Below are 24,338 nucleotides of genomic sequence, written 5' to 3'. Positions count from 1 at the left end.
ACCGCGACCGTACCGGCTGCTCAGACGTTGAACAATGGTCGGCGTTGTTACGGGCTGTTACCCCTGGGGCAGGGATCCACTCACGACCGGCAGCTTCAGCACGCCGCCCTTCCCGGTGCCGCCCTCCGTGCTGGTGACCGAGACCCGTCCCGTCCCGCTGTTGCCGTAGTGGGCCGTGTCCCCGGCCGCGACGACGAAGCCCAGCCGGTGCCCGGCCGGGTAGCGGTGGACGATGCCCGGCAGCGCCACCGTGAACTCCTTCGTCACGTCCGGGACGCGGACCGGTGCCACCAGACGGTGCACCAGGGTCCGGGTGCCGTCCGGGGCGATGTCGTAGAGCTTCGCGAACAGCACCAGCTTGCCCGCCGCGTCGGGGGACCGCTGCGTCAGCCGTGCCGAGGGGGCGTCCACCTTCAGTGTGGCCTCGGGCATCCCGGCCACGGTCAGGCCCTCCGGCAACGGGGCGGAGGTCCACGCCAGGTGGGATCCGGGCACGTCGTACGGTTCGGGGTCCGGGACACCGAGGAAGTGCGCGAGCGCTGCGCCCGAATGCCCGGTGGCCGCGGGCGTGCTGAGGTAGGAACGGGTGCCCGCCCTCACTGCATCGCGGTCGGCGACGAGCCTGCCGTCGCCGGACAGGTACATGCGCCGGCCCTGCGCGGCGGGGAAGTCCGGGGCCGTTGCGTACGCGTCGTCCGGGTCCACCCAGTCGCGGTAGTACGCGAAGGCGGGCCCGGTCGGGGCGGCCTTGTTGCCGCGCAAATAGCGGTCGAACCAGGCGAGGATGCGCTTGCCGACGTAGGACGTCTCCAGGTTCCCCCTGCCCAGGTCGAGTTCACCGGGGGCCGGGTCGTCCATGCCGCCGCTGTGCCCCCAGGACTGCCAGATCATCCTGGCCGGAGTGCCCTGGTCGCGCAGGGTGGTGTAGGTGGCGGCGGCCTCGTTCAGATTGAACAGGGTGTCCGCCTGCCCCTGGATCAGCAGGGTGGGCGCCTCGACGTCCTCGAGGTACGAGGCGGGGGAGACCTCGCGGACGTAGTCCAGCATCCGCTGCGTCTGCGCAGGCGGGTAGCGCCCGGTGTCCAGCAGGCGCTTGGCCGTGCAGGCCGGGGCGACGAAGTGCAGGCAGCCACCCGAACCCAGCCGGGACGGGTCGAGGTTCGGGTGCAGCAGTCCCTGAGCCTCGCCGAGGGCGAAGAAGCCGTTGGTCCACTGGAACTTGTGGACGCCGGGGACATCCGAGGAGACCCCCGAGTCCGGCCGCTGCCCCGTGTGGTTCGGGGCGAGCGAGTAGGCGAGGTCGTTCCACGTGATGAAGGGGACCAGGGCGTCGATGCGGTGGTCGGCCGAGGCCGTCGCCATCTGGATGGCGCCGCCGTACGATCCGCCGATCATGCCGACCCGCGGGTCGTCCTCCCCGTCCCGGGTGACGTAGTCGATCCGGGTGCCGTCGTCCGCCGCGCGGGTGCCGCCGAGGAAGCTGATCAGGCCGCTCGCCGCCCGTCCGTCGGCGCGCGGGTCGTCCAGGGATATCGGACAGCCCGACGCGCCGAATCCGAGGCCGGAGTAGGAGAGGACCACGTAGCCGCGGGAGGCGAAGGACCGTGCGATGGCGGCCGTCGAGTCGTCGTCCTTGCTGCCGCCGAATCCGTTGGTGGTGACCACGGCGGGGGCGCGGTGCTCCCCGTCCACGCCGTCCGGCCGGTACAGGTCGGCGTCCACGGGGCACGTGCGTCCGCCGGCGTCGACCGTGAACCGCAGGGCCGTCACGGAGTACGCGCCGGCCGCGTCGTCCGCCGTTTGTGCCGCCTCGGCAGGGCCCGAGGCCAACAGGGGCACGGCCAGGGCCGCACCCGTCAGCAATGCCGTCCATCCGCGGAATCCGGGCACAGGGCCTCCGAAGCAGTCACGAGCCGTGTACCAACCGGTAGGTATCGGCGCGCTCATGGTCAGCTCACGGTCATGGCCGCGTCAATAGCCGGGGGCGCGCCCGGGAACGGATGGCCGGGTTCCGGCCATGCACGCCCGCCGACGATTTCTTACTCATGAGTACAGAACTCTGGACAGACGGCCCCGGGTCCGTGAATCTCTTCCGCAACGGGACGGCTGCCCCCCGCGTCGTGCGCGCCCGCCGCCCGCGTCCGGCACGGACCCACGAAGGGATCGGACCATGAAGCGACGAACCGCGGGGTCGTGCGCCGCCGCTGGACTGGCGGTTGCTGCGCTGCTGCTCCCGACCGCGCCGGCATCGGGCACCCAGGCGGTCCGCGGCCCGGCGGGCGACGCGGCGCCGCGTACCGTCCGCGGCGCCGCAGCGGAGCGGCAGACGCAGGACATGCGGGAGATGCTGTTCGTCGGCAACAACTGGGACGGCACGGTCGACGTCGTTTCCCCGGGCGAGCTCAGCAGGAAGGCCCGCGTCGACGTGATCCCCGACCGGGCCGAACGGATGCGGGAGATCGCCGCCGACCCCCTGCGCCTCGCCTACTTCCTGGCGATCCGCCAGCTCGTCGGCGAGGGCCACAACCAGTACGCCGACGACATGTACACCGCCCCGGACGGCCGCACCCTCGTGGTGTCCCGGCCCAGCTTCGCCGACGTGGTCGCCATCGACCTCGGCACCGGCGAACTCAGGTGGCGGTTCGAGGTCGATGGCCAGCGCGCCGACCACATGGCCGTTTCCCCGGACGGCAAGCAGGTCGCCGTCTCCGCCTCCACCGCCAACGTCGTCCACCTGCTCGACATCGAGACCGGGAAGGAGACCGGACGGTTCCCGACCGGCGACTCCCCGCACGAGAACGTCTACAGCCGCGACGGCGGGAAGATCTTCAACGCGAGCATCGGGCTCGTCTACACCCCCCTCGACCAGCCGGTGTTCGACACGACCAAGGGCGAGCGGTACGTCCAGGTCATCGACGCGGACACCCAGGAGGTCGAAAAGCGGATCGACATGGGCAAGAAGCTCGAGGAGGCCGGCTACCCGGACATGAGCTCCGCGGTGCGGCCGATGACGTTCTCTCCTGACGAGCGGTTCGTCTACTTCCAGGTGTCGTTCTTCCACGGGTTCGTCGAGTACGACCTCCAGGAGGACCGGGTGCGGCGGGTGGTGGACCTGCCGATCGCCGACCACGTCAAGGACATGCCGCGCGAGCAGTACCTGCTGGACTCCGCCCACCACGGCATCGCCATGAACAGGCAGGGCACCGGGATCTGCGTCGCTGGGACGATGTCCGACTACGCCACCATCGTCTCGCGCAGCACCCTGGAGCACGGCGAGCTCGTCAAGGCCGGCACCAAGCCTTACTGGGCGACTTCGAGCAGCGACGGCCGCCACTGCTACGTCTCCTGGAGCGGCGACGACCGGATCTCCGCCATCTCCTACGAGACCGGCAAGGAGGTCGCGCGGCTCGAAGTCGGCGACCACCCGCAGCGGATGCGGCTCGGCAGAGTGGACCCGGACGTGCTCGGGGCGCGGTAGCAGCGGGGCGGCCGGGCTCCGGACAGCCGGGGGACCGGGTGCCCCGCTGCATCAGGATGTGTTTCATGCGCCGCACCCCTGGAAGCGGAATCCGGGCTCCGTCATCATGACGACCGGCCGGACCGCTCCGGTCCACGACCTGGGGGTGGGGTGCTTCATCGTCGCGCAGCACGGTTCCCGGCACGCACACCGGACCTGCCGCCCGGTCTCTTCGAGGAAGCGTCACACCGGAGTCGCCCCGGCGACACCTGACGCTCGACAGCAGGGGATGGGATTCCGGCCATGAACACAGCCCGCAACACCAGCGGTTCCGCCGAGCGGGCGGCCCTGGGCCGCCGTCGCTTCCTCGCGGGGGCCGGAGCCCTCGCCGGACTGGCCGCCCTGAGCCAGCTGCCCCTGGAGGGCTCGGCGCTGGCCGCACCGCGCATCCGCAGCGGCGAGTACCCGTTCAGGCTCGGTATCGCCTCCGGCGAACCCACCCCCGACGGCGTGGTGTTGTGGACCCGGCTCGTACCCGAGCCGTTCAGCCCGGACGGGGGCATGCCGGGCCGGGCCGTGCCCGTCGACTGGCAGGTCGCGGCGGACGCGGGCATGCGCACCGTCGTCCGGCAGGGCACCGTCTCCGCCCTGCCCGAGCTGGCGCACTCGGTGCACGTCGAGGTGGACGGGCTCCGGCCGGGACGGGAGTACTTCTACCGCTTCCGCTACCGCGGCGACGTCTCCGACGTGGGGCGCACCCGCACCGCACCCCGACGGGACGCCTCCCCGGGCTCGTTGACCTTCGCCTACGCCTCCTGCCAGGACTGGTCGCACGGCTTCTACGGCGCCTACCGGAACATGGCCGAGGAGGACCTCGACCTCGTGGTCCACCTCGGCGACTACGTGTACGAGTACGGCGTGCCCGCCGACGGCGGACTGCGGAGAACGCCGACCCCCGACGTCCTGCGCGAGGGGCCGAAGGACCTCGACCGCTGGCGGATGCAGTATGCGCTCTACAAGTCCGACCCCGACCTCCAGCGCACCCACGCCCGCTTCCCGTGGCTGGTCACCTGGGACGACCACGAGGTGGAGAACGACTACGCCGGCGCGTACGACGGCCCGGTCGGCACCGACCGGGCCGCCGCGTACAAGGCCTGGTACGAGCACCAGCCGCTGCGCCGCCGGTCCCTGCCGCGCAAGGACGGCTCGCTGCTGCTGTACGGGCGCTCGCACTGGGGCGACCTGGCGCAGATCGACATGCTGGACACCCGGCAGTACCGCACCGCTCCGCCCTGCGGCTGGGGCGAGGCACCGGCCTGCGAGGCGGGGAACGACCCGGCCAAGGGCACACTGCTCGGCAGCACCCAGGAGACGTGGCTGCTCGACGGGTTGCGCGGCTCCCGGGCGCGGTGGAACGTCATCGCCACGAGCGTGATGATGGCGCGGCTGGACCACGACGGCCCGAGCGGGGACATCATCTGGCACGACGCGTGGGACGGGTTCCCGGCCTCGCGCCGCGCCGTCACCGACACGTTCACCTCGGCCGGGGTGCGCAACCCGGTACTGGTGGCGGGGGACTGGCACTCGACGTTCGTCAGCGACATCACGAGCGACTTCGACCGGCCCGATGCGCCGGTCGTGGCAACGGAGTTCGTCGGCACGTCCATCTCGACCAACGGCGACGACGAGGTCTACGGGCCCTACTACGGGCCGATGATCAAGTGGAACCCGCACATCAAGTTCTTCGACGGCGACAGGCGCGGGTACGTCACCTGCACGGTGAGTGAGAGCGAGTGGCGCACGGACCTGCGGATGGTGCCGACGGTCAGCCGGCCGGACGTGGCGGCGACGACGTACGCCTCGTTCGTCGTCGAGGACGGCAAGCCGGGCGCGGTCAGGGTGTAGCCGCTTCGACAGGCCGGTCGGGACTGCCGGGCATCGCCTTAACGAACGGAAGAACTACCGCAGCAGCGTCCATGCCGGTGAGCCCTTGGGTGGCGGCTCCTTGACGCGCCAGGCTTCGGGGTCGAAGCCGGGTTCCCAGTACGGTACGGGCTCCGCTTAGTAGATGACATGGGCCCAATGTCCCGGCTCCTCATGGCCGATGAGGTCGTGCCCACGCGTGAAGTCCAGATCTGCCCACGTTGAGTTGATCCTGGCGACGGCCTCGGCGTGGGAGATTCCGAAGAGCGAGCTCATTTCCGCGCTCACTTCGCGGAGAAGTTCCCGGGTTTGCGAGACGGTCGGCATGACGAACTCGGACATGAGGTTCCCGGGGAGCTGAGTGGATGCCTTCAGCGGATCGACGGGAAGGCGTCGTCGGAGCGCACAGCCTGTCACGGCCGGCGAGAGGCCCGCCGCAGGGTCTCATTCCCCCTGATCCGGCCGGATATTGTGCTCTGACGGCGCAGGCAACCTCTACAGGGCAGCCCCTGCCAGGGCACCGCCGAGGACCAGCTCGCGCAGCCTGGCGCGGGTCTCCGCGTCCGTCGAGTAGATCACCGTGCCCACCATCCCGCGGGTGAGCAGCACCTTGTACGTGTTGCGGATCAGCCGGTCGACATCTGCTTCGGAGGTGGCCTTGTTGAAGACCGGGTCCTTCGAAGCGGTTCGGTCCGTGACCCACCGGTCGCCGCGCCAGACCAGATCGGGGCCGAGGATCACGCCGCTCCAGTCGTACTCGAAGCCCTGGGCGGTGTAGACGCAGCCCACCTGGCCGAATCCGGCCGGATCCGTCGCCCAGAGCGCGGCTGGGGGAGCGCCTGCCACGGCGCGGTCCCCGTAGACGTTCCAGGGGCGGGCCCAGTCGCCGATCACGACGTCGGCCGGCAGTGCTTGACCCGGGGGTGTCTTCTTGGTCCACTTCCAGCAGTAACCTGCGGACATGCGGGCGACGTAGCCTTCAGCGCGGCGCGATACGAGGAAGGCTTCCAGCTCCGCCGGGGTGTCCACGACCTCGAGGCGGACCCTGTCGTCCGGATCCCAAGCGACCGGTCCGCCGGCCTCCAGACCGAGCAGTCGCACCACCCAGTTGATGTAGGCGTCGCTCCCGCCGCACCGGAACTGGCTGTCCAGCGGTACGACATGGCACTGCAGTCCCTTCGCCGCCGCGGCCGCCCTGATCTCCTCGACGGTTCCCATCTCGCCCGGGCGCACCACCTGGTGCTCGTCCAGGAGGAACACCGGGACACGAGCGGCGTCGATCAGTTCCTCCACCTGCGGTTTACCGGTGCGCTGGGCAGCACGGGTGTAGCGGTTGGCGGAGGTCTCCCGGATGCGGTGTGCCTCGTCGCAGATCAGGGCGTCGAGCTCGTTGCGCTCCGCGGTCATGAAGCTGTTGAAGTACTTGAACAGGGCCTGGACTTCGGGCTTCCGGGCACCGGCGACCTTGCGCATGGTCGTGGTGAAGGACTGCGATCCCGTCGCGTGCAGCGCGCTGCGCCCCTGCCGGTACAGCTCGCCGAGCAGCTGGAGAGCGATGACGCTCTTGCCCGAGCCGGGGCCGCCCGTCACGACGACGACCTCCTTGTGGTCGGCCTGACGGGAGCGCTGTACGGCCCGCATCACCATTTCGTAGGCGACGCGCTGCTCGTCCAGCAACTGGAACTGTTCGCGCTCCCGCACCTCCTGCGCGGCCACGGCCATGAGCTGCCGGGACGGCTTGATCTTTCCCTGCAGCAGCTCATCGGCCGCCGCATGCCCGGGCTCCGGTGCCAGACGGGAGCGGAGAAAGTCGACGAACTCGCCGCGCCGGTCGCCGGTGAACAGTCGGCCGTGTTCGCTCTGCTCGACCTCGTACAGTCCGGCGACCCCGAAATCGGTCGCGTTGTGCAGGAACGCCACGCCCGCCAACCGGTCACCGCGTCCCTCCAGCGCTCCGTTGAACTGCGCGAGGTAGGTGCAGTAGCCGCGCACCTGCTCGATCGGGTTGAGCACCGGCCGGGTGTAGGCGTCGACCCGGCACAGCACCGGCTCGCCGTCGTCCGGCTGCGCCTGGCTCCACTGCTTCAGCTCGACGACGACGTAAGACGGTTCCTTCGTCCGCGGGTGCATCCCGGCGAGAACCGCGTCCGCCCGCTTGCTGGTGAGCGGCAGCCCGTACTCCAGCAGGACCTCGACCTGCCCGAGCCCGGCATCGAGAAGCGCGTTGGTCAGCATGGGGATGCTGCGTTCCCAGGAGCGGACCTCGGAGGGACCCGGCTTGTGCCCGTGCATGTGAACGAACCGGTCGGTGAGCCGGAGGAACAGCGAACCGGCGTGGATCTCGGCGGCGACCGCGGACGCGGAGTCGCGGAACAGCAAGGACTTCCCCCAGGCAGCACGAAAGAACTCGTGCGGGTGGGGGCATGTCCTGAGGAAGCCCGTCGGGCCGCGATGACTGCTACGTACATTAGTGGTGCCCCGCCGGCGGCGCAGCACGCTGTGGCGGATCGGCCAACGAGCAACCAGAGCAGGGAAGTTGTGGTCGGGACCTCGCTCTCGAACGATCGGCACAAGGTAGGCTCGAGCGGGCAATTCGCAGCCCGAGCACAGCCATGAGCGCCGGAGGCCGGACAGTGACGGACACAGCACGCCCCCCGGCACCCAAGCCCGGCCCTCGCCGTCCCCTGAACCAGTGGAACCAGGAGCGCCCCTCCCCCTACCCCTGGGAGCAGGACGCCCTCGACCACGTGCGCCGGCTCATGCCGGCCGCCGAGCCCTACCGGGCCTGGGTCACCTTCTCCTTCACGGCCCAGTCCGGACGCATCAACGAGTGCGACCTGCTGATCGCCGTCCCCGCCGGCCTCTTCCTCGTCGAGATCAAGAGCCACCCGGGACACCTGGAGAACACCGGTTCCACCTGGAACTTCCACGGCACCGACCGCATCCGGACGATCAACAACCCGCTGCACTTCAACGACGCCAAGTCGAAGGACCTCAAGTCCCAGTTGCAGTGGGCCGCCCGCAAGCACGGCATCCACCGCCCCTTACCCCGCATCGAGCCCGCGGTCTTTCTCTCCGCCCCCGACCTGGAGAGCCGGCTCGACGACATCCAGCGCATCAGGGTCTACGGCCGCGACGAGGGAGCGAGCGGTCTCCCGCGCATCTGGCAGGACTTCCTCGGCCTGCCTCCCGAGCGGCCGGAACGCCGCATCACCCCCGAATTCGCCGGTCGGACCCTGCCGATGCTGCTCAAGACCATCGGCATCCGGCAGTCCACCACCCACCTGCAGTTCGGCGACGCCTGGAAGATGCAGCCGCGTCCGCTGGATGTGGGCCCCTCCTGGGAGGACCGGCTGGCCGAACGCGTCGACGGCCTGGTCCACGAGGAGGGCCGGGTACGCCTCTACCTGGTCCAGCAGGGGGCGACGGAGGCGGCCCGGAAGAGCATCAGTCGTGCCGCCCAGCGCGAGTACCAGGTTCTTCAGGGCATCAACCACCGGGGCATCGCGGCCGCCGTCGAGATCCGCGAGCACCAGGCGGGCCCGGCGATACTCTTCCGCCACCGTGCGACCGACCTGCGCCTGGACCACTACCTCGACACCCACGGCGGACGCCTCACACCCGAGCTGCGTCTGGACCTGGTGCGTCAGCTCGCCGAAGCAGTCCGTTACGCCCACGACCGCTCGCTCTACCACCGCGCCCTCGCCGCCCGGTCGGTCTACGTCTCCTGCCGCCCCGACGGCTCCCGGCCCGAGCTGCGCATCACCGACTGGCTCACCGCGGCCCGCGACTTCGAGACCCATGCGACCCTGCTCCGGTCGCTCGGCAACGCGAGCCTCGACACCGGCCTGATCGAGGACGCCGCCCAGGTCTACCTGGCACCCGAGACCGAGCAGGAGCACCCGGACCCGGTCGAGCTCGACGTGTTCGGCCTCGGCGCGGTCTCCTACCTGATCCTCACCGGCCGCCCGCCCGCCGACCGGCGCAGCGGTCTGAGCGAGCGTCTGAGCGCCGACCGCGGTCTGCGGATGATCGCTGTCGCCGACGGGGTCTCGGAGGACCTCGATCAGCTGGTCTTCCGGGCCACCCGCTCCGACCCGAGCGAGCGGATCGTCTCCGCCGACCGCTTCCTCGACCTCCTCGACCGGGCCGAGCTGCGCAACGCCGTCCCCGCCCCGGTACCGTCCGCCGAGACGGACCCACTGGCCGCCCTGCCGGGCCAGTCGCTGGACGGCGAGTGGTCGGTACGGCGCGTCCTGGGCACGGGTGCCACCGCGCGAGCCCTGCTCGTCGAGCGCGCCGTCGAGGACGAGGACGGCGAGACGCACACGGAGGAGCGCGTCTTCAAGGTCGCCCTCGACCAGGAGAAGGCCGAGCGGCTGCGCGGCGAGGCGCGCGCACTGGAGCAGGTCGGTGGCGGCACGGTCGTGCAGCTCAAGGGCGGCCCGCGGGAGATAGCCGGCTGCACCCTGCTCGAGCTGGAGTACGCGGGCGAACACTCGCTGGGCGCCTGGCTGCGCGGCGAGGGCAAGCTCAGCTACCACGATCTGGAGCGTTTCGGCAGCGACCTGTTCAACGCGCTCGACCAGCTCGCCGCCAAGGGCGTACGCCACCGCGACCTGAAGCCCGACAACTTCGGCATCTTCAAGCGGAAGGACCGCACCCGGCAGCTGAAACTCTTCGACTTCTCGCTCGCCGAGGTGTCCGACCGCGACGTCAAGGCCGGCACCCGCGGCTATCTCGACCCCTTCCTCGGCACCAGCCGCCGGGCTCATTACGACGACCACGCCGAGCGCTACGCCGCAGCCGTCACCCTGCACGAGATGGCCGGTGGCGAGCGTCCCCGGTGGGGCGACGGCCACCTCGATCCGGTCACCAACGCCGAGGCCGGTCTCTCCATCGCCACCGAGTCGTTCGAGCCGGCCCTGCAGGACGGCCTCACCGCCTTCTTCGAACGGGCCCTCCACCGGGACACCGAGCACCGCTTCGACACGCTGCGTCAGATGCGGGACGCCTGGTACGAGATATTCCGGGCCGCCGACGCCGGAAAACCGGCCACCACCCCGGCCACCGTCGGCACGGTTCCCGAGTCCGCGGAAGCGGCCCGGGAGGCCGCGGCCGACTCCGCGGACGCGGACACCCCGCTGGACGCAGCGGGCCTCACCCCGCGGGCGGTGTCCGTCGCTGGAGCCCTCGGCGCGACCACGGTCGGAGGGCTGCTCGAGGTCCAGCCGTACGCCATCTACAGCGCGCGGGGCGCCGGGGCCCTCGTCCGCAAGGAACTGAACCGCCGCCGCAAGCAGTGGGCCACCGCCCTGAGCCGGCCCGCCGCGACGGACCCCCCGCCCGCATGGTCCCCGGAGGAACTGAACGCAGCAGCCGCCACCGGCGTCCTGTCCGTGGACGAGATGGCGGCCCGTCTCACCCCCGTCGCGGGGCGCAGGAACTCGCACCGTGCGGAGGTCGTCCGGCTCACCCTCGGGCTGCCTCCCGAGGACGGCGGCCTGTCCGTGCTCGGCCCCTGGCCGGTGCAGAAGGCCGTCGCCGAGCGGATCGGCATCCAGCAGCCCCCCGTTTCACGTCACCACCGCATCGAGATCAAGCAGTGGGCCGAGGCCGACTGGTTGAGGCCGGTGCGGGACGAACTCGTCGAGACGGTCGAAGCAGCGGGCCGCGTCATGACGGCGCGAGAGCTCGCCGCCGAGCTGCGGATCCGCCACGGCGCGGGCAACGACGCCCCGGAACGCACCCTCGCCAAGGCGCTCGCCGTCGTGCGGGCCGCAGCGGAGGCGGAAACCTGGGAGAACGACGGGGACGGCGAGCAGCACGAGCCGCGTCTGGCCGTGCACCGCCGCGAGAACACCGTCCTGATCGCGGCCGAGTCCCTGCCCGGGACCGACGACCCGGCACCGCGCGAACTCGCCGACTACGCCGCCGCTCTGGGCAAGACCGCCGAGCGCATCGCCCACGAGGAGCCGCTGCCGGGGCGTGCGGCCGTCGTCCGCGAACTGCGCACCGTGCCCGCACCGGACGGTTTCGCCCCGCTCGCCGACACCCGGCTCGTCGCGCTGGCGGCGGCGGTCGCCGCGACCGCCGAGGCGAGCCCCCGCCTGGAGCTCTACCCGCGCGACCTGACCCTGGACCGGGCGCTGCGCATCTCCCAGGCGGGAGCCGGAATCCGCCGCGGAAGCGGCATCGCCCCCGATGAGCTGATCGCCCGGATCCGGGCCCGTTTCCCCGACCTGGCGCTGCTGACGGGCCGTGCCGAGCCCACGCATGTCGAGCTCGAAGAGGCCCTGCGCGAAGCCCGTTTCACTCTCGAGTACGACGCCGAGCAGGGGAGGTTCTTCCCGCCTGCGCTGGACGCAGCGCCCTCCTGGTCCTCCACCGGCACCGGCACCAGCTTCCTCACCACCGTGCCCGGCACGCCCCTGAACGCCCAGGATCCGCATTCCGCCGTCAGGACCGGGCTCACCTCTGCCGTCCGGCGCGGCGGCTTCCTCGCGCTGACCGTCCGGGGAACCCGGCTGCCGGGCGCGGCCGAGGCGGTGGCCGCCGCATTCCCGGTCGAGCGCGTGGACTTGAACGCGGAATTCCTCGCTGAGTTCCGGAGGCTGACGGACGAGAAGAACCAGCCGTGGGACAAGGTCCTCGGCATCGACGGGAAACACGCCGTCGGCGGTCCGCTCCCCGGCGGCTTCGCCCGCTTCGTGCGGGTCGCCTGGAGCCGGGTCGAGACGCAGCTTCTGGAGCGGGCCGAAGCCTCGCGTACGGTCCTCTTCCTCCATGACGCGGGCCTGCTCGCCCGTTACTGGGACGACGGCGGACGGGACCTCCTCGTCAAGCTCCAGGCGGCTGCCCGCCGGCCGTCGGAGGTGCCACACGGCCTGTGGCTGCTGTGCCCGGTCGAGACTCGCAGTCAGCCCCCGCACCTGGACGGCCGGACCGTCGAGTGCATTGGCGGCGACGGCGAGCGGACCCATGTGGACGGTGCGTTCCTCGACGCGCTGCGCGGTCCCGGACTCGCCGGACGCGCGGGCTGAACCGCTGTCCCGGCCGGTGGCGGGGAACTGTGGGCATCGCGCTGCATTCTGTTGCGACGGGGAATCGCGTGATGCGATCGTGTCCGCATGTCAGCTGACGGGGGCGGGGAAATAAACGGGGCTCGCGGCGAGTTCGCGGCGTTGCTGGGGGAGTTCCGACGCACGGCGGTGCTCGTGCCGCTCGCCGACGGGGACGATCTGTGGGCGGCGGAATCCGAGGGCATCCGCTGGATCCACGCGTTCACCGATGAGGGCGCACTGGCCCGATGGGCCACGGCCCGGGGCGAGGCCGACCAGGAGTGGATGTACCGGAGGATTCTCGGCGCGCGCCTGCTGGATGTGGTGATTCCCGCAGTCGGGTCTCCGTGCGGTGTGGCCGTGGATGTCGCGGACGGACCGGACGCGGTGCTGTTTCCGCCAGTCGCGGGCATCGTGCCGGAGCCCGTCGCGGTGGACGCCGAAGCGTCGGGTGACGCGGCGTGAGCGACGGCTACGGGGCGGACCCGGACGCGTTGGCCGACGTGGCGAAGGGCATCAACGCCGCCCTGTCCGAGCTGAAGGAACTGGGCCTGATCGGCGACGCCACGATGGGCCGTGGCTTCGGGGAGATCGCCCTGTCCGGCCTGGAGGTCGGACACGGTGAACTGACCGCTGTGCTGGACGAGTTCTGCGGACGCTGGGAGTGGGGGGTGAGGGCGCTGATGGCCGAGGGCAGCCGGTTCGCCTCCGACCTGGGACTGGCGGCAGGCGCCTACCACGACGCGGAACAGTACGGCCTGGGCGTGCTGAAGGTCGCCGCGAACGCGGCTGTGGGCAATCCCCACGCCGGCGAGGAGGACGTGACGCAGCAGTCCTTCGGCCAGATCTGGGACAACGGGGTCGCGGCGAAACCGGACTACAGCGGGGAATCGTTCCGGCAGGCAGCGCAGAGCAGTCAGGCCGGATGGAACGCCGCGCTGTCCGACGAAGAGGCACGGGGGAAGAACTGATGGCGTTCGGCGCGCTGGGGGAAGCGTGGGACGACGCGAAACGGGGCCTCGGCTCCACCGTCGACGCCACGACCGACGTGGTCGGCGGTGGACTGGAAGCCGTCGGGGCCGACGGACTGGCGGACGACGTCGAGGACTGGGGCGACGGTGTCGCCTCCGATCTGGGCGCTGCCATCGGCGAACAGCAGCTCGGCCGGACCGACCAGCCGGACGAGCTCATCCACGGCAAGCCGTCGGCGCTCGCCGGCAGCATCGAGCACCTGAAGGACTTCCGGAAGGCGTTCGAACGCGTCGGCCAGGGGCTCTCGAAGTTCGATGCCGGGCACTGGCAGGGCAAGGCAGCGGAGGCGTTTCGCGAGAAGTTCGGGGTGCACCCGAAGAAGTGGCTGCATGCAGCGGATGCCTGCGAGGACGCGGCCAAGGCCCTGGAGGACTTCACCAAGACCGTCGAGTGGGCCCAGGGCCAGGCGCGCGAGGCCATCGAGCTGTACGCGTCGGGAACGAAGGCTTCGAAGCGCGCTGTTGACACCTACAACACCCGGGTCGACTCCTACAACGCCGCAGTTCGCTCCGGGCAGGACCCGGGACCGGCGCCGGGTGCGTTCACCGACCCGGGCAAGGCCGACGTCCAGGCCGCCCGCGAGATGCTGGCCGAGGCACGCCGACAGCGTAATGAAGCTGGAACTGCTGCGGCGGCGAAGATGCGCGCCGCGCTGGCCCACGCCCCGGCGGAACCGTCCGGCCTGGACCGGCTCGGGAAGGAGCTGAACGACTTCGCCGGCGCGCAGGGCGTGGAGAAGATGCACCTGCTCGGCGGGGTGGTCAAGGGAGGGGCAGGCATGCTGTCATCCACCCGTGCGCTCAATCCGCTGGACAGCTACAACCTGGCGCATCCGGCGGAGTACGCGCAGGCGATGAGCCTGATGGCCTCCGGTCTCGTCACCACGGCACGGCACCCCGAGAAGATTCCCGGCGCCATCGTGGATGCCTTCAAGAAGGATCCGCACGAGTTCGTCGGCCGCCTGGTCCCCGAAGTGTTCGGCACGAAGGGCGCAGGCAGCCTGCGCAGCGGTCTGCGCAACGGCATGCGGCACGCCGACGATGTCGCCGAGTCCACGGCAGGCCGCCATGCGCGGGACGCCGTCGACGAGAAACCCAAGGCCGAGGCGCAGGAGAGCGGGGCCAAGACCTGCGTGAACGACCCGGTCGACGTGGCGACCGGCCGGATGCTGCTGGAGCAGACGGATGTCACCCTGCCCGGCGTCCTGCCCCTGGTGTTCACCCGCACGTTCGAGTCGTCGTTCCGTTCGGGCGGCTGGTTCGGACCGGCCTGGGCGTCCACCCTCGACCAGCGCCTGCTGATCGATTCCACGGGCGTGATCTTCGTACGCGAGGACCGCTCCCTGCTTGCCTATCCGCATCCCGCCCCGGGCGTTCCGGTGCTGCCGGCCGAGGGGCAGCGCTGGCCGCTGGACCGCGACCCGGCGGGCGGCTACACCGTCTCCGACCCGGAGTCCGGCCGGGTGTGGCATTTCACCGATCACAACGACGAGTCGGCGCTGCTGGAGCAGATCGACGACCGCAACGGCAACTGGACCGCCTTCGACCACGATCTCGACGGCACACCCACGGCGATCACCCACAGCAGCGGCGCCCGGCTGACCTTCACCACCGAGCACGACCGGATCACCTCGCTGCACCTGGGCGACACGGAGCTGGTGCGCTACGGCTACACCGACGGACACCTCACCTCCGTCACCGGCTCCTCGGGCCGCCCCCTGCGTTTCGGCTGCGACGAGCAGGGCCGCATCACCTCCTGGACGGACACCAACGACAGCCGCTTCGAGTACGCCTACGACGAGCAGCACCGCTGTGTCTTCCAGTCCGGCGCCGAAGGCCATCTGCGTTCCTCCTACACCTACGACACCGTCGACGCCGAGACCGGTCACCGCGTCACGACGGTCACGGACTCGTTCGGTCACACCTCCCGGTATCTGATCAACGACGCTCACCAGGTCGTCGGCGAGAGAGACCGGCTGGGCAACGTCACCCGTTTCGAGCGCGACCGCTACAACCGGCTGCTGTCCCGCACCGATCCCCTCGGCCGCAGGACCCGGTTCGCCTACGACGACGAAGGCCGTCTGACCGCCGTGACCCGCCCGGACGGGCGGGAGGCCGGTGCCGAGTACGACGGACTCGGCCTGCCCGTACGGATGGTGGGCTATGACGGCACCACGACGGAGCAGACCTTCGACACTCGGGGAAACCGCACCTCGGTCACCACGGCCGACGGCCGCACCACCCTCTTCGCCTACACCGACCGCGGTCGTCTCGCCTCGGTGACCGACCCTCTGGGCAACACCACCCGGGTCGACTGCGATGACGCCGGTCTGCCGGTCACCGTCACCGACCCGCTCGGTGCCGTCACCCGCTACCGTCGCGATGCCTTCGGCCGCACCACGTCCGTCACCGATCCGCTCGGCGAGACCACCCACGTCGTCTGGACGGTCGGGGGCAAGCCCGCGGCCCGTCTCGCACCCGACGGCGCGGAGGAGTCCTGGACCTACGACGGTGAGGGCAACTGCCTTTCCCACACCGACGCCGTCGGTGGCGTCACGACCTACGAGTACACGCACTTCGATCAACTGGCCGCCCGGACCGGCCCGGACGGCGTGCGCCTGGAGTTCGCGCACGACACCGAGCTGCGCCTCACCCGGGTCACCAACCCACAGGGGCTGACCTGGAACTACCAGTACGACCCGGCCGGGCGTCTCATATCCGAGACCGACTTCGACGACCGCACCCTCGCCTACGCTCACGATGCCGCCGGACAGCTCACGGCCCGCACCAACGCCCTGGGCCAGGCCACCACCTACACCCACGACACCCTCGGCCGGATCGTGGAGAAGAACGCCGACGGCCGCGTCACCACCTACCGGCACGACGTGGCAGGCCGGCTCCAGCAGGCCACCGGCCGCGATGCCGAACTGAGCTACACCCGCGATCTCATGGGCCGCATCACCGCCGAAACGGTCAACGGCCGCACCATGGCCTACGCGTACGACGGGCTCGGCCGCCGCACCGGACGCACCACTCCTGGGGGCACGACCAGCACCTGGGCCTACGATGAGGCGGGCCGGCGCACGGCCCTCACCACGTCCGGACGCACACTCGACTTCGAGCACGACCCCGCGGGCCGCGAGATCGCCCGCCACTTCGGGGAAACGCTCACGCTCAGCAGCAGCTGGGACACCAGCGGACGCCTCACGGATCAGTCCCTGACCAGTGCGGCAGCGGGCACGCTCCAACGCCGTGCCTACACCTACCGGCCGGACGGCAACCTCACCCGCATCGACGACCAGCTCAGTGGTGCCCGCACGTTCGACCTGGACCGGGCGGGCCGCGTCACCGCCGTCCATGCGAAGGACTGGACCGAGAGTTACGCCTATGACGAGGCGGGCAACCAGACCGAAGCCGCGTGGCCCGACCGGCACCCCGCCTCAGAGGCCCGGGGCTCCCGCACCTACACCGGCACACGCATCAACCGGGCCGGCCAGGTCCGCTACGAGCACGACAGCCAGGGCCGGATCACGCTGCGGCAGAAGGCGCGTCTGTCCCGCAAGCCCGACACCTGGCGCTACAGCTGGGATGCCGAGGACCGTCTCACTGCCGTCACCACTCCCGACGGCCAGACCTGGCGCTACCTCTACGACCCCCTCGGCCGCCGAATAGCGAAGCAACGCATCGCCGACGACGGCACGGTCGTGGAGCAGATCGACTTCACCTGGGACGGCACCACCCTGGTCGAGCAGACCGGTACTCCGCCGGGATCGGACGGTCCCGTCACCATCACCTGGGACCACGACGGCCTGCACCCGATCGCGCAGACGGAACGCAAGGGCCTCGCCGACGCTCCCCAGGAGGAGGTGGACGAGCGCTTCTTCGCCATCGTCACCGACCTCGTCGGGACGCCCACCGAACTGGTCGACGAGAGCGGTGACATCGCCTGGCGCACCCGCACCACGCTCTGGGGCTCCACCACCTGGACCCGCAGCAGCACCGCATACACGCCGCTCCGCTTCCCGGGCCAGTACTTCGACCCGGAGACCGACCTCCACTACAACGTCCACCGGCACTACGACCCCGAGACGGCCCGCTACTTCTCCCAGGACCCTCTGGGCCTCGCCCCCGCGCCCAACCCAGCGGCTTACGTCTCGAATCCGCATGCATGGGTCGATCCACTCGGTCTTGGTCCTTGCCCTGGGCAAACCCTCGGGGAAACTCCAAAACTCAGTGGTTGGGTACCCGCAGAGATTCCGGCTGAGTCGCAGGCGGTTATTCGAGACATTCGCGAGTTCGGGGTAGAGGCGCAAGGGGCGGGCCCGATGCGCATGGGGCCGTCCGTTCCCCGACCCTTCGAAAACAGTGGAATCGGTGGAGGTCACCGACTTCCAGAGTTTGACAGTTCCGGCAATCCAATCAGTTATCGAGAATGGGGTACCGTGCAATCGGCGGAGAATCCTAAACCCGGCGGGGAGCGGATCGTCACCGGTTCCGACGGTTCCGTTTACTATACTCCTACTCACTATCAGACCTACATCGTGGCGGTTGCTGGATCATGAGGTCGGCTATCTGGACACACACGCGACCTTGGTTGCATGCATTTCCTCAGGGATTGTCGGCTCCGATCGTCGACGTGGTCCCCCCGACGGGCGTCGCGGCCGTTGCACACCTGGACGGGTCGCGGATGAAGGATGTCGACGGGGTTTTCACCGAATGTTACGAGGCCTTCCGCCTTCCCTCATATTTCGGCTGGAACTGGGCCGCACTTTCCGATTGCCTCCGCGATCTCCAGTGGATGCCAGCGGATCGATACCTGATTGTCGTCGAAAACTGGAGTTCCGTTCTTTCGAATCTTCCTGAAGAGCGGGAAATTCTGCTTCGCGTTCTTGCCCAGGCTGCGGAAGATTGGGCAAACCCTCAGGGTAATCCGGGAAATTTGGCGATCCCTTTCAACGTGCTGTTCTGCTGTAGCGAGGATGGGGCGTCGAAGGTTGCGGATGAGATCTTGCGTGTCCAGGACGGTTATGCCTGAGACCGGGCTCCATCGGAGCCTCCGAGGTCAGGCGTCGGCCTTCTCCAGCTCGGACAGGCGGGCCAGGATGCGCTTCGGCAGATCGGCTGAGGTCAGGCGGTGCGAGGTCCAGCGGTCCGCGGAGTCCGGCTTCATCGAGGCGGAGAACCGGTAGCGGCCCTTGCTGTTGGGCTCGGACAGGGTGGCGTCATAGTCATGGCTCGGCACCAGCCAGGCCGTCATGATCGCCCCGCGCTCTACGTCCACGGCGAGGAACAACATGTCCAGGTCGGCTCGCGGCTGGAAGGTCTGCGAGCGCACGAACGCCATGAACCGGCCCTGCTGGACCAGCACGCCGGTGGACATCCGGGCCTTCACCTGGACCGCCAGCGTCGTGGAGCTGCCACGGCGGTGGAAGACGAGATCCACCCCTTCGTCGTCCACCAGGGAGGTGGAGACGTTCAGCTCGCCGCCGGTCGCGAGGATGCAGGAAGCCGCCACGAGGTACTCGGCCGCCTTGCCCATGCGGGCTGCTGACGGACTCTTGTCGAGGTAGTCCTCGTCGTCGCTCATGACAGGAAGCTACCGGACCGCACCGGCACGGCTGGCGCACACGGCGGTGCAGCTCCCAAAGGAGCTGGTGGTGCCAACTCCTCTGTACAGCAAGGGAGATGCGTGACTGGATCGATGCGCTTTCTGTCGACGCATCGTCAGATCGGTGCTCCCATGGCTGTCACACGAGAAGCGACACCGCCGGATGTGCGGTGGATGCGCAGCACTGGGAGAGGGGCGCGAGCGATGACGGTCGAGGGTGGGGCTTCGGGCATGGCCACGGGTGTGGACCGGGCGGGGTTGCTCAAGGACTTGAAGAAACAGGTCGCGGTCCTGGAAAAGGACCTGCGGGAGCGCAGCGAGAGCGAAGAGGCATTCCGGACGCGGCTGGGGGCCGAGTACGCGCGGGCGCTGGAGGGCAAGCGGACCGCGGCGACGTACGGGGCGTGGCGTGATGAGCGGGTCACCCAGGCCGCGGCGGCCTGGGTGCTGGCCTGCGTGTTCGTGCGGTTCTGCGAGGACAACGGCCTGATCGAGTGGCCGTTCCTGGCCGGCCCGGGGGAGCGGCTGCGGGACGCGGAGGAGCGGCACGAGGCCTTCTTCCGGGAGAAGCCGCACCTCAACAACCGGGACTGGCTCGTCGAGGCGTTCCAGCACCTGGCCGACGCGAACGAGACCGCCGCCGGACTCTTCGACCGGCGGCACAACCCGCTGTGGGGACTGACGCCGAGCTACGAGTCCGCGACCGAGCTGCTGACCTTCTGGCGCCGGCGGGGCCCGGACGGCGAGATCCGCTACGACTTCACCGATGAGCAGTGGGACACGCGGTTTTTGGGGGACCTGTACCAGGACCTGAGCGAGCACGCGCGGAAGACGTACGCGCTGCTGCAGACCCCGGAGTTCGTGGAGGAGTTCATCCTCGACCTGACGCTGGAGCCGGCGATCGAGGAGTTCGGGCTGCACCCGGAGTACGTGGGCCCGGGCGGTGAGGTGAAGCGAGGGTTACGGACCATCGACCCGGCCTGCGGGTCCGGGCACTTCCTGCTGGGGATCTTCGCGCGGCTGGTCGACAAGTGGCGCGCGGCCGAGCCCGGTACGGACGAGTGGGTGGTCGTTCGCCGGGCCCTGGAGTCCGCGCACGGCTGCGACAAGAACCCCTTCGCGGTGAGCATCGCCCGCTTCCGGCTGCTGGTCGCGGCCATGCGGGCGGCGGGCCAGCGGCGGCTTGCGGAGGCGCCGAACTTCCCGATCAACGTGGCGGTGGGGGACTCGCTGCTGCACGGGCGGGGGGCGACCGGCATCCAGACGGACCTGGACACCTTGTTCGCGGAGGAAGGCGAGGGAGAGGCATTTCAGTATGCGACGGAGGACGTGGGGGATTTCGCCAAGCGGGTGGACCTGCTGGGGCGGGGGTCGTACCACGTGGTGGTGGGTAACCCGCCCTATATCACGGTGAAAAACAAGCAGGAAAACGAGAATTACCGCAAGGCGTACGATGCTTGCGCTGGAAAGTATGCGTTATCTGTTCCATTTGCGCAGCGATTTTTTGAACTTGGGCTGCGTGAATCCGACGGTCTTGAGGGTGCGGGTGCGTTCGTTGGGCAGATTACAGCAAATTCTTTCATGAAGCGAGAATTCGGAAAGAAGGTGATCGAAGAATTCTTTGCACAGAAGGTAGAGCTGTCTCATGTTATCGACACGTCCGGGGCCTACATCCCGGGGCATGGGACACCGACGGTTATTCTAGTTGGCCGGAATCGCGCGTGTCGGCGTAGTGGTCTTATTCGTGCGGTCCTGGGTGTCCGGGGTGAGCCCTCGCAGCCGTCGGATGGAGCGAGTGGCCTCGTGTGGTCCGCGATCGTCAATCAAGTGGATCGGCCAGGGAGTGATTCCGAGTGGATCAACGTGGTAGATGTTGCTCCGCGAAATCTCTTGGAATTTCCCATGAACATGTCTGGTGGCGGAGCGTCAGATGTAAAAGCAACTATTGATGAGTCGTCAGCCAAGTTGAAGAGTCGGATCGCTTCCTCTGGGTTTGGCGCCATCACTGGCGACGATGACGCTTACTTCCTCCCGAGGCAGAAGAGCTACTACGATCGCCCTGGCGCTGCAGTTGGTCGTGTATTTGTCGAAGGGGAACAGGTCAGAGACTGGGAGTTTGAGCAAGACGGGGTTATTGTCTACCCCTACAGCCTAGATGAATCGCAGTTGGATGCCCTGGAAAGTTCGATCCTCTGGCCGGTTCGCTCGAATCTCCGAGCGACTCTCTATTTCGGGAAAACCAAAGAAGAACGTGGCATGCGTTGGTCAGAGTATGCGTTCAGTATGCCTTCAAGACTTGAGGCGAAGAGACTTCTATCTTTCTCATTTGTTGCTACACAGAATAATTTCACACTCTTGCGTGGGTCGGGGGTCTACAATAAATCGGCCCCAGTGATGGTCTTGCCGGAGGGGGCGGGGGAGGATGAGCATCTGGAGTTGTTGGGGGTGCTCAACTCGTCGACGGCTTGCTTCTGGTTGAAGCAGGTGAGCTATCCCAAGGGGGGCGACCCTGTGGGGCAGGACGGGGCGAGGGTCAGCGCGGAGGCATGGTCGGATCGATACGAGTTCACCGGGACCAAGCTGCAGGAGTTTCCGCTTCCCGAGCGCTTGCCGTTGGCTCTGGGACGTGCACTCGATTCGCTGGCACAGCTGCTCGGGGGCTGCCAGCCGTCGGCCGTCGCAGAACGAGATGTGCCTACGCGGGACGGCCTCGATGCCGCTCACGCCGAGAGCTCCTGCACGCGTCGGCGCATGGTCGCGCTGCAGGAGGAGCTGGACTGGCAGGTCTACGGCTCGTATGGGCTACTGACCCAGGCCGAGACCGCACGCGTCACCGATCCGTCGCCTGCGCCGACGACCATCCCCGAAGTGCAGCTCGGAGAGCGGGCGTTCGAGATCGTTATGGCGCGGAAGATGGCGCGTGGCGAGATGGAGACCGCGTGGTTCGCGCGGCATGGGTCGACGCCGATCACGGAGATTCCGGAGCGCTGGCCGGACTGGTACCGGGAGATCGTTCAGGCCCGCATCGACATCATCGAGAGCCGCAAGGACATTGCGCTCATCGAGCGGCCCGAGTGCAAGCGTCGCTGGGCCTCCGAGCCGTGGGAGAAGAAGGAGAAGGCGGCTCTCCGAACCTGGCTGCTGGACCGGACCGAGAAGCGCGACCTCTGGTACGCCCTGCGGGACGGGATGGAGCAGCCGCGGACGCTGACCGTCGGCCAGCTCGCCGACGCCCTCCGCGACGACGCGGACTTCAACTCCGTCGCCCAGCTCTACGCCACTGACCACCTCGGCAAGCCGGACCTGCCTCTCGCCGAGGTGCTGGCCGAGATCGTCGCCGACGAGCACGTCCCCTACCTCGCCGCCATGCGCTACAAGGACTCCGGCCTGCGCAACCGCGAGCAGTGGGAGCAGGTCTGGGAGATGCAGCGCGAGGAGGACCGGACCGGCCAGCGACTGAACATCCCCGTGCCGCCCAAGTACAAGTCGGCGGACTTCCAGAAGACGTCCTACTGGTCGCACCGCGGAAAGCTCGACGTGCCGAAGGAGCGCTTCATCTCCTACCTGGAGGCCAGCCCCGACGCTGACCCGTCCGTCCTCCTCGGTTGGGCCGGCTGGGACCACAAGGACCAGGCGCAGGCGCTGTTCAACCTGGTCGACGACCGCACCCAGCAGGCCGGTTGGGAGACGGAGCGGATCAAACCGCTGCTCGCCGGGCTGGTGGAGGTCATGCCGTGGGTGCGGCAGTGGCACGGCGAGTACGACGAGGAGTGGGAGGGCGTACCGGCCGACGAGTACCAGGCGTACTTCGAGGAGCTGTGCGCCAAGCACCAGGTGAGCGAGGCGGAGCTGCGGGCCTGGCGGCCGGAGAAGAAGACGCGCGGCCGGAAGAAGACCGCGCCGAAAAAGGCGGCCCAAGCGGTGCCGGACGAGGAGTAGTCGGCTGGGGTGGGCCCGTACGTGGGGCCCACCCCGACGGTTCAGCCGAGCTTCCTCGCGTACGAGACGAAGGCCGCCCACTCGGCGGCGGTGAAGGAAAGCTGCGGCCCCTGCTTGTCCTTCGAGTCCCGGACGTGGATGGTGCCGGGGCTCGCGGCAACCTCCACGCACTCGCCGCCTTCGCCGCCGCTGTAGCTGCTCTTGGACCAAGCCAGAGCTTCGGTGGCCTCCGTGCAAGCCTCGATCTTCATGCGTCTCCCAGCATCTTCTCGATCAGCGACAGGGACTCTCGGGGACTGAGAGCCTGTCCCCGGATGCTTCCATAACGGGCGGCGAGGATGCGGACTTCTTCCGAGTCGGTGATCAGCCGACTGACGTTCTGGACCTCCAGGTAGGCCACCTGCGGCCTTCCCTTGGGGGTGAGCAGGATGAAGGGGCCGTCCATGCCCGCGTGTTCATCGCAGTCCATGGGCAGTACCTGGAGCGCGGTACTCCGAAGATTGCCGAGCCGCAGCAAGTGCTTGAGCTGGCCGAACCGCACGTCTCGACCACCGATCATCCGGCGGAGCACGGATTCCTCAATGATTGCGCTCACCATGGGAGATGGCCATCGGGTCAGGATCTCCTGACGGGTTAGTCGTGCTGCCACACGCTGCTCGATGGTCTCCTCGTCCAGCAGCGGTTGCCGGATGGTGAAGGTGGTGCGCGCGTAGTCCTCGGTCTGCAGTAAGCCGGGCACGGTGAGCGTGCTGAAGAAGTTCAGCTCGACTGCCTCGGTTTCCAGCCGTGCGAAGTCGCGGAACCACGCCGGGTGCTTCACTCGCGCCTTGGCCTTGGCCCGTACCACGTCGTCCTTCGCGGCCTTCAGCAGTCCACCCGCGTCCAGCAGGTCGTCCGCCGCGTCCAGGAACTCCGGCTGGGTGATGCGACGGCCGCGTTCCAGCGAGGAGATCTGGTCCTCGCCGTATCCGAGCCGGTCGCCCAGCTCTCTCTGCGTCAGCCCGGCCCGTTCCCGCAGCAGCTTGACCTGCTTGCCGATGGCGCGGAACAGGTCCACCGCCTCGTCCGCGTCCTCCGTCGGCTCCGGACGCCGCTCCGGCTGTCCTTCCGCACCGGCCAACTGGCCACCTCCCCGTGCTCTTTCCGGTCACGGCCGTCCAGCCGGGAAGGCAACCATGTGCACCCGGTCGAGCGCGCTCCGTACCGAAGTCGTTCCTGGTCAGGGTAGGGCGACCGGACACGCTGGGTGACGGGAAAGCCGAATTCGCTACCGGTCGCCACCCCCGTCACGCGCACGCCGTGCCGTTTCCGGACGCCGG

At 69.1% G+C, this 24,338-nt stretch carries 14 protein-coding genes; 8 read left to right on the top strand and 6 right to left on the bottom strand.

Features of this window, described 5'->3' with window-relative positions:
• Nucleotides 1-57 precede the first annotated feature (57 nt).
• The gene (locus M1E25_RS15440; RefSeq protein WP_372500850.1) at nucleotides 58-1,947 is read right to left on the bottom strand and encodes a CocE/NonD family hydrolase; all 1,890 of its coding nucleotides are present in this window, start codon (nucleotides 1,945-1,947) and stop codon (nucleotides 58-60) included.
• A gap of 223 nt (nucleotides 1,948-2,170) precedes the next feature.
• On the opposite strand from M1E25_RS15440, the gene M1E25_RS15435 reads away from it, so the two are divergent.
• Nucleotides 2,171-3,478 (top strand): YncE family protein, encoded by a 1,308-nt coding sequence (locus M1E25_RS15435; RefSeq protein WP_251415689.1) that lies wholly within the window; start codon nucleotides 2,171-2,173, stop codon nucleotides 3,476-3,478.
• A 282-nt stretch (nucleotides 3,479-3,760) separates the two neighbouring features.
• The gene (locus tag M1E25_RS15430; RefSeq protein WP_251415688.1) at nucleotides 3,761-5,362 is read left to right on the top strand and encodes an alkaline phosphatase D family protein; all 1,602 of its coding nucleotides are present in this window, start codon (nucleotides 3,761-3,763) and stop codon (nucleotides 5,360-5,362) included.
• A 156-nt stretch (nucleotides 5,363-5,518) separates the two neighbouring features.
• Here the strand turns inward: M1E25_RS15430 and M1E25_RS15425 are convergent, their stop codons facing one another.
• Together M1E25_RS15425 and M1E25_RS15420 are read right to left on the bottom strand one after the other, a co-directional pair.
• On the bottom strand, nucleotides 5,519-5,656 hold the full coding sequence (locus M1E25_RS15425; protein WP_251415686.1) for a hypothetical protein: 138 nt from the start codon (nucleotides 5,654-5,656) through the stop codon (nucleotides 5,519-5,521).
• Nucleotides 5,657-5,875: 219 nt separating this feature from the next.
• Nucleotides 5,876-7,759, bottom strand: a complete 1,884-nt coding sequence (locus M1E25_RS15420) for a DUF2075 domain-containing protein (protein WP_251415684.1) — start codon at nucleotides 7,757-7,759, stop codon at nucleotides 5,876-5,878.
• Nucleotides 7,760-8,013: 254 nt separating this feature from the next.
• On the opposite strand from M1E25_RS15420, the gene pglW reads away from it, so the two are divergent.
• The 5 genes from pglW (at nucleotide 8,014) to M1E25_RS15395 (ending at nucleotide 18,507) form a co-directional block, all read left to right on the top strand.
• On the top strand, nucleotides 8,014-12,423 hold the full coding sequence (gene pglW, locus M1E25_RS15415) for a BREX system serine/threonine kinase PglW (RefSeq protein WP_251415682.1): 4,410 nt from the start codon (nucleotides 8,014-8,016) through the stop codon (nucleotides 12,421-12,423).
• A gap of 87 nt (nucleotides 12,424-12,510) precedes the next feature.
• The gene (locus M1E25_RS15410; protein ID WP_251415680.1) at nucleotides 12,511-12,906 is read left to right on the top strand and encodes an SseB family protein; all 396 of its coding nucleotides are present in this window, start codon (nucleotides 12,511-12,513) and stop codon (nucleotides 12,904-12,906) included.
• Nucleotides 12,903-13,412: a hypothetical protein gene (locus tag M1E25_RS15405; RefSeq protein WP_251415678.1), complete on the top strand. Its 510-nt coding sequence runs from the start codon at nucleotides 12,903-12,905 to the stop codon at nucleotides 13,410-13,412. Before M1E25_RS15410 ends, M1E25_RS15405 begins: the two co-directional genes overlap by 4 nt.
• Nucleotides 13,412-18,034 carry a putative T7SS-secreted protein gene (locus M1E25_RS15400; RefSeq protein WP_251415675.1) on the top strand — a complete coding sequence of 1,541 codons (4,623 nt, stop codon included), beginning with the start codon at nucleotides 13,412-13,414 and terminating at the stop codon, nucleotides 18,032-18,034. The genes M1E25_RS15405 and M1E25_RS15400 overlap by 1 nt, the downstream gene beginning before the upstream one ends.
• Complete coding sequence (locus M1E25_RS15395) at nucleotides 18,031-18,507, top strand: barstar family protein (RefSeq protein ID WP_285830798.1); 477 nt, start codon at nucleotides 18,031-18,033, stop codon at nucleotides 18,505-18,507. Before M1E25_RS15400 ends, M1E25_RS15395 begins: the two co-directional genes overlap by 4 nt.
• 27 nt (nucleotides 18,508-18,534) lie before the next feature.
• Here M1E25_RS15395 and M1E25_RS15390 read toward each other — a convergent pair whose 3' ends face one another.
• The gene (locus M1E25_RS15390) at nucleotides 18,535-19,059 is read right to left on the bottom strand and encodes a hypothetical protein (RefSeq protein ID WP_251415670.1); all 525 of its coding nucleotides are present in this window, start codon (nucleotides 19,057-19,059) and stop codon (nucleotides 18,535-18,537) included.
• Nucleotides 19,060-19,284: 225 nt separating this feature from the next.
• Between M1E25_RS15390 and pglX the strand changes: the two genes are divergently transcribed.
• Nucleotides 19,285-23,019 (top strand): BREX-2 system adenine-specific DNA-methyltransferase PglX, encoded by a 3,735-nt coding sequence (gene pglX / locus M1E25_RS15385; RefSeq protein WP_251415667.1) that lies wholly within the window; start codon nucleotides 19,285-19,287, stop codon nucleotides 23,017-23,019.
• 41 nt (nucleotides 23,020-23,060) lie between these two features.
• Here pglX and M1E25_RS15380 read toward each other — a convergent pair whose 3' ends face one another.
• Together M1E25_RS15380 and M1E25_RS15375 are read right to left on the bottom strand one after the other, a co-directional pair.
• Nucleotides 23,061-23,270: a DUF397 domain-containing protein gene (locus tag M1E25_RS15380; RefSeq protein WP_251415664.1), complete on the bottom strand. Its 210-nt coding sequence runs from the start codon at nucleotides 23,268-23,270 to the stop codon at nucleotides 23,061-23,063.
• Nucleotides 23,267-24,139 (bottom strand): helix-turn-helix domain-containing protein, encoded by an 873-nt coding sequence (locus tag M1E25_RS15375; RefSeq protein WP_251415661.1) that lies wholly within the window; start codon nucleotides 24,137-24,139, stop codon nucleotides 23,267-23,269. The genes M1E25_RS15380 and M1E25_RS15375 overlap by 4 nt, the downstream gene beginning before the upstream one ends.
• Nucleotides 24,140-24,338 lie beyond the last annotated feature (199 nt).

It is taken from the genome of Streptomyces meridianus, from assembly GCF_023703325.1.
GTDB classification, from domain to species: Bacteria; Actinomycetota; Actinomycetes; order Streptomycetales; family Streptomycetaceae; genus Streptomyces; species Streptomyces meridianus.
The sequence above is the reverse complement of the archived record's forward strand: the minus strand, read 5'-3'. Positions and strand labels throughout refer to the sequence as shown.

Coding starts and splice junctions, on each gene's coding strand:
- M1E25_RS15440 (WP_372500850.1), bottom strand. CDS start 1,947: ATGAGCGCGCCGATACCTACCGGTTGGTACACGGCTCGTGACTGCTTC.
- M1E25_RS15430 (WP_251415688.1), top strand. CDS start 3,761: ATGAACACAGCCCGCAACACCAGCGGTTCCGCCGAGCGGGCGGCCCTG.
- M1E25_RS15410 (WP_251415680.1), top strand. CDS start 12,511: ATGTCAGCTGACGGGGGCGGGGAAATAAACGGGGCTCGCGGCGAGTTC.
- pglX (WP_251415667.1), top strand. CDS start 19,285: ATGACGGTCGAGGGTGGGGCTTCGGGCATGGCCACGGGTGTGGACCGG.
- M1E25_RS15395 (WP_285830798.1), top strand. CDS start 18,031: ATGAGGTCGGCTATCTGGACACACACGCGACCTTGGTTGCATGCATTT.
- M1E25_RS15400 (WP_251415675.1), top strand. CDS start 13,412: ATGGCGTTCGGCGCGCTGGGGGAAGCGTGGGACGACGCGAAACGGGGC.
- M1E25_RS15390 (WP_251415670.1), bottom strand. CDS start 19,059: ATGAGCGACGACGAGGACTACCTCGACAAGAGTCCGTCAGCAGCCCGC.
- M1E25_RS15425 (WP_251415686.1), bottom strand. CDS start 5,656: ATGAGCTCGCTCTTCGGAATCTCCCACGCCGAGGCCGTCGCCAGGATC.
- M1E25_RS15380 (WP_251415664.1), bottom strand. CDS start 23,270: ATGAAGATCGAGGCTTGCACGGAGGCCACCGAAGCTCTGGCTTGGTCC.
- M1E25_RS15435 (WP_251415689.1), top strand. CDS start 2,171: ATGAAGCGACGAACCGCGGGGTCGTGCGCCGCCGCTGGACTGGCGGTT.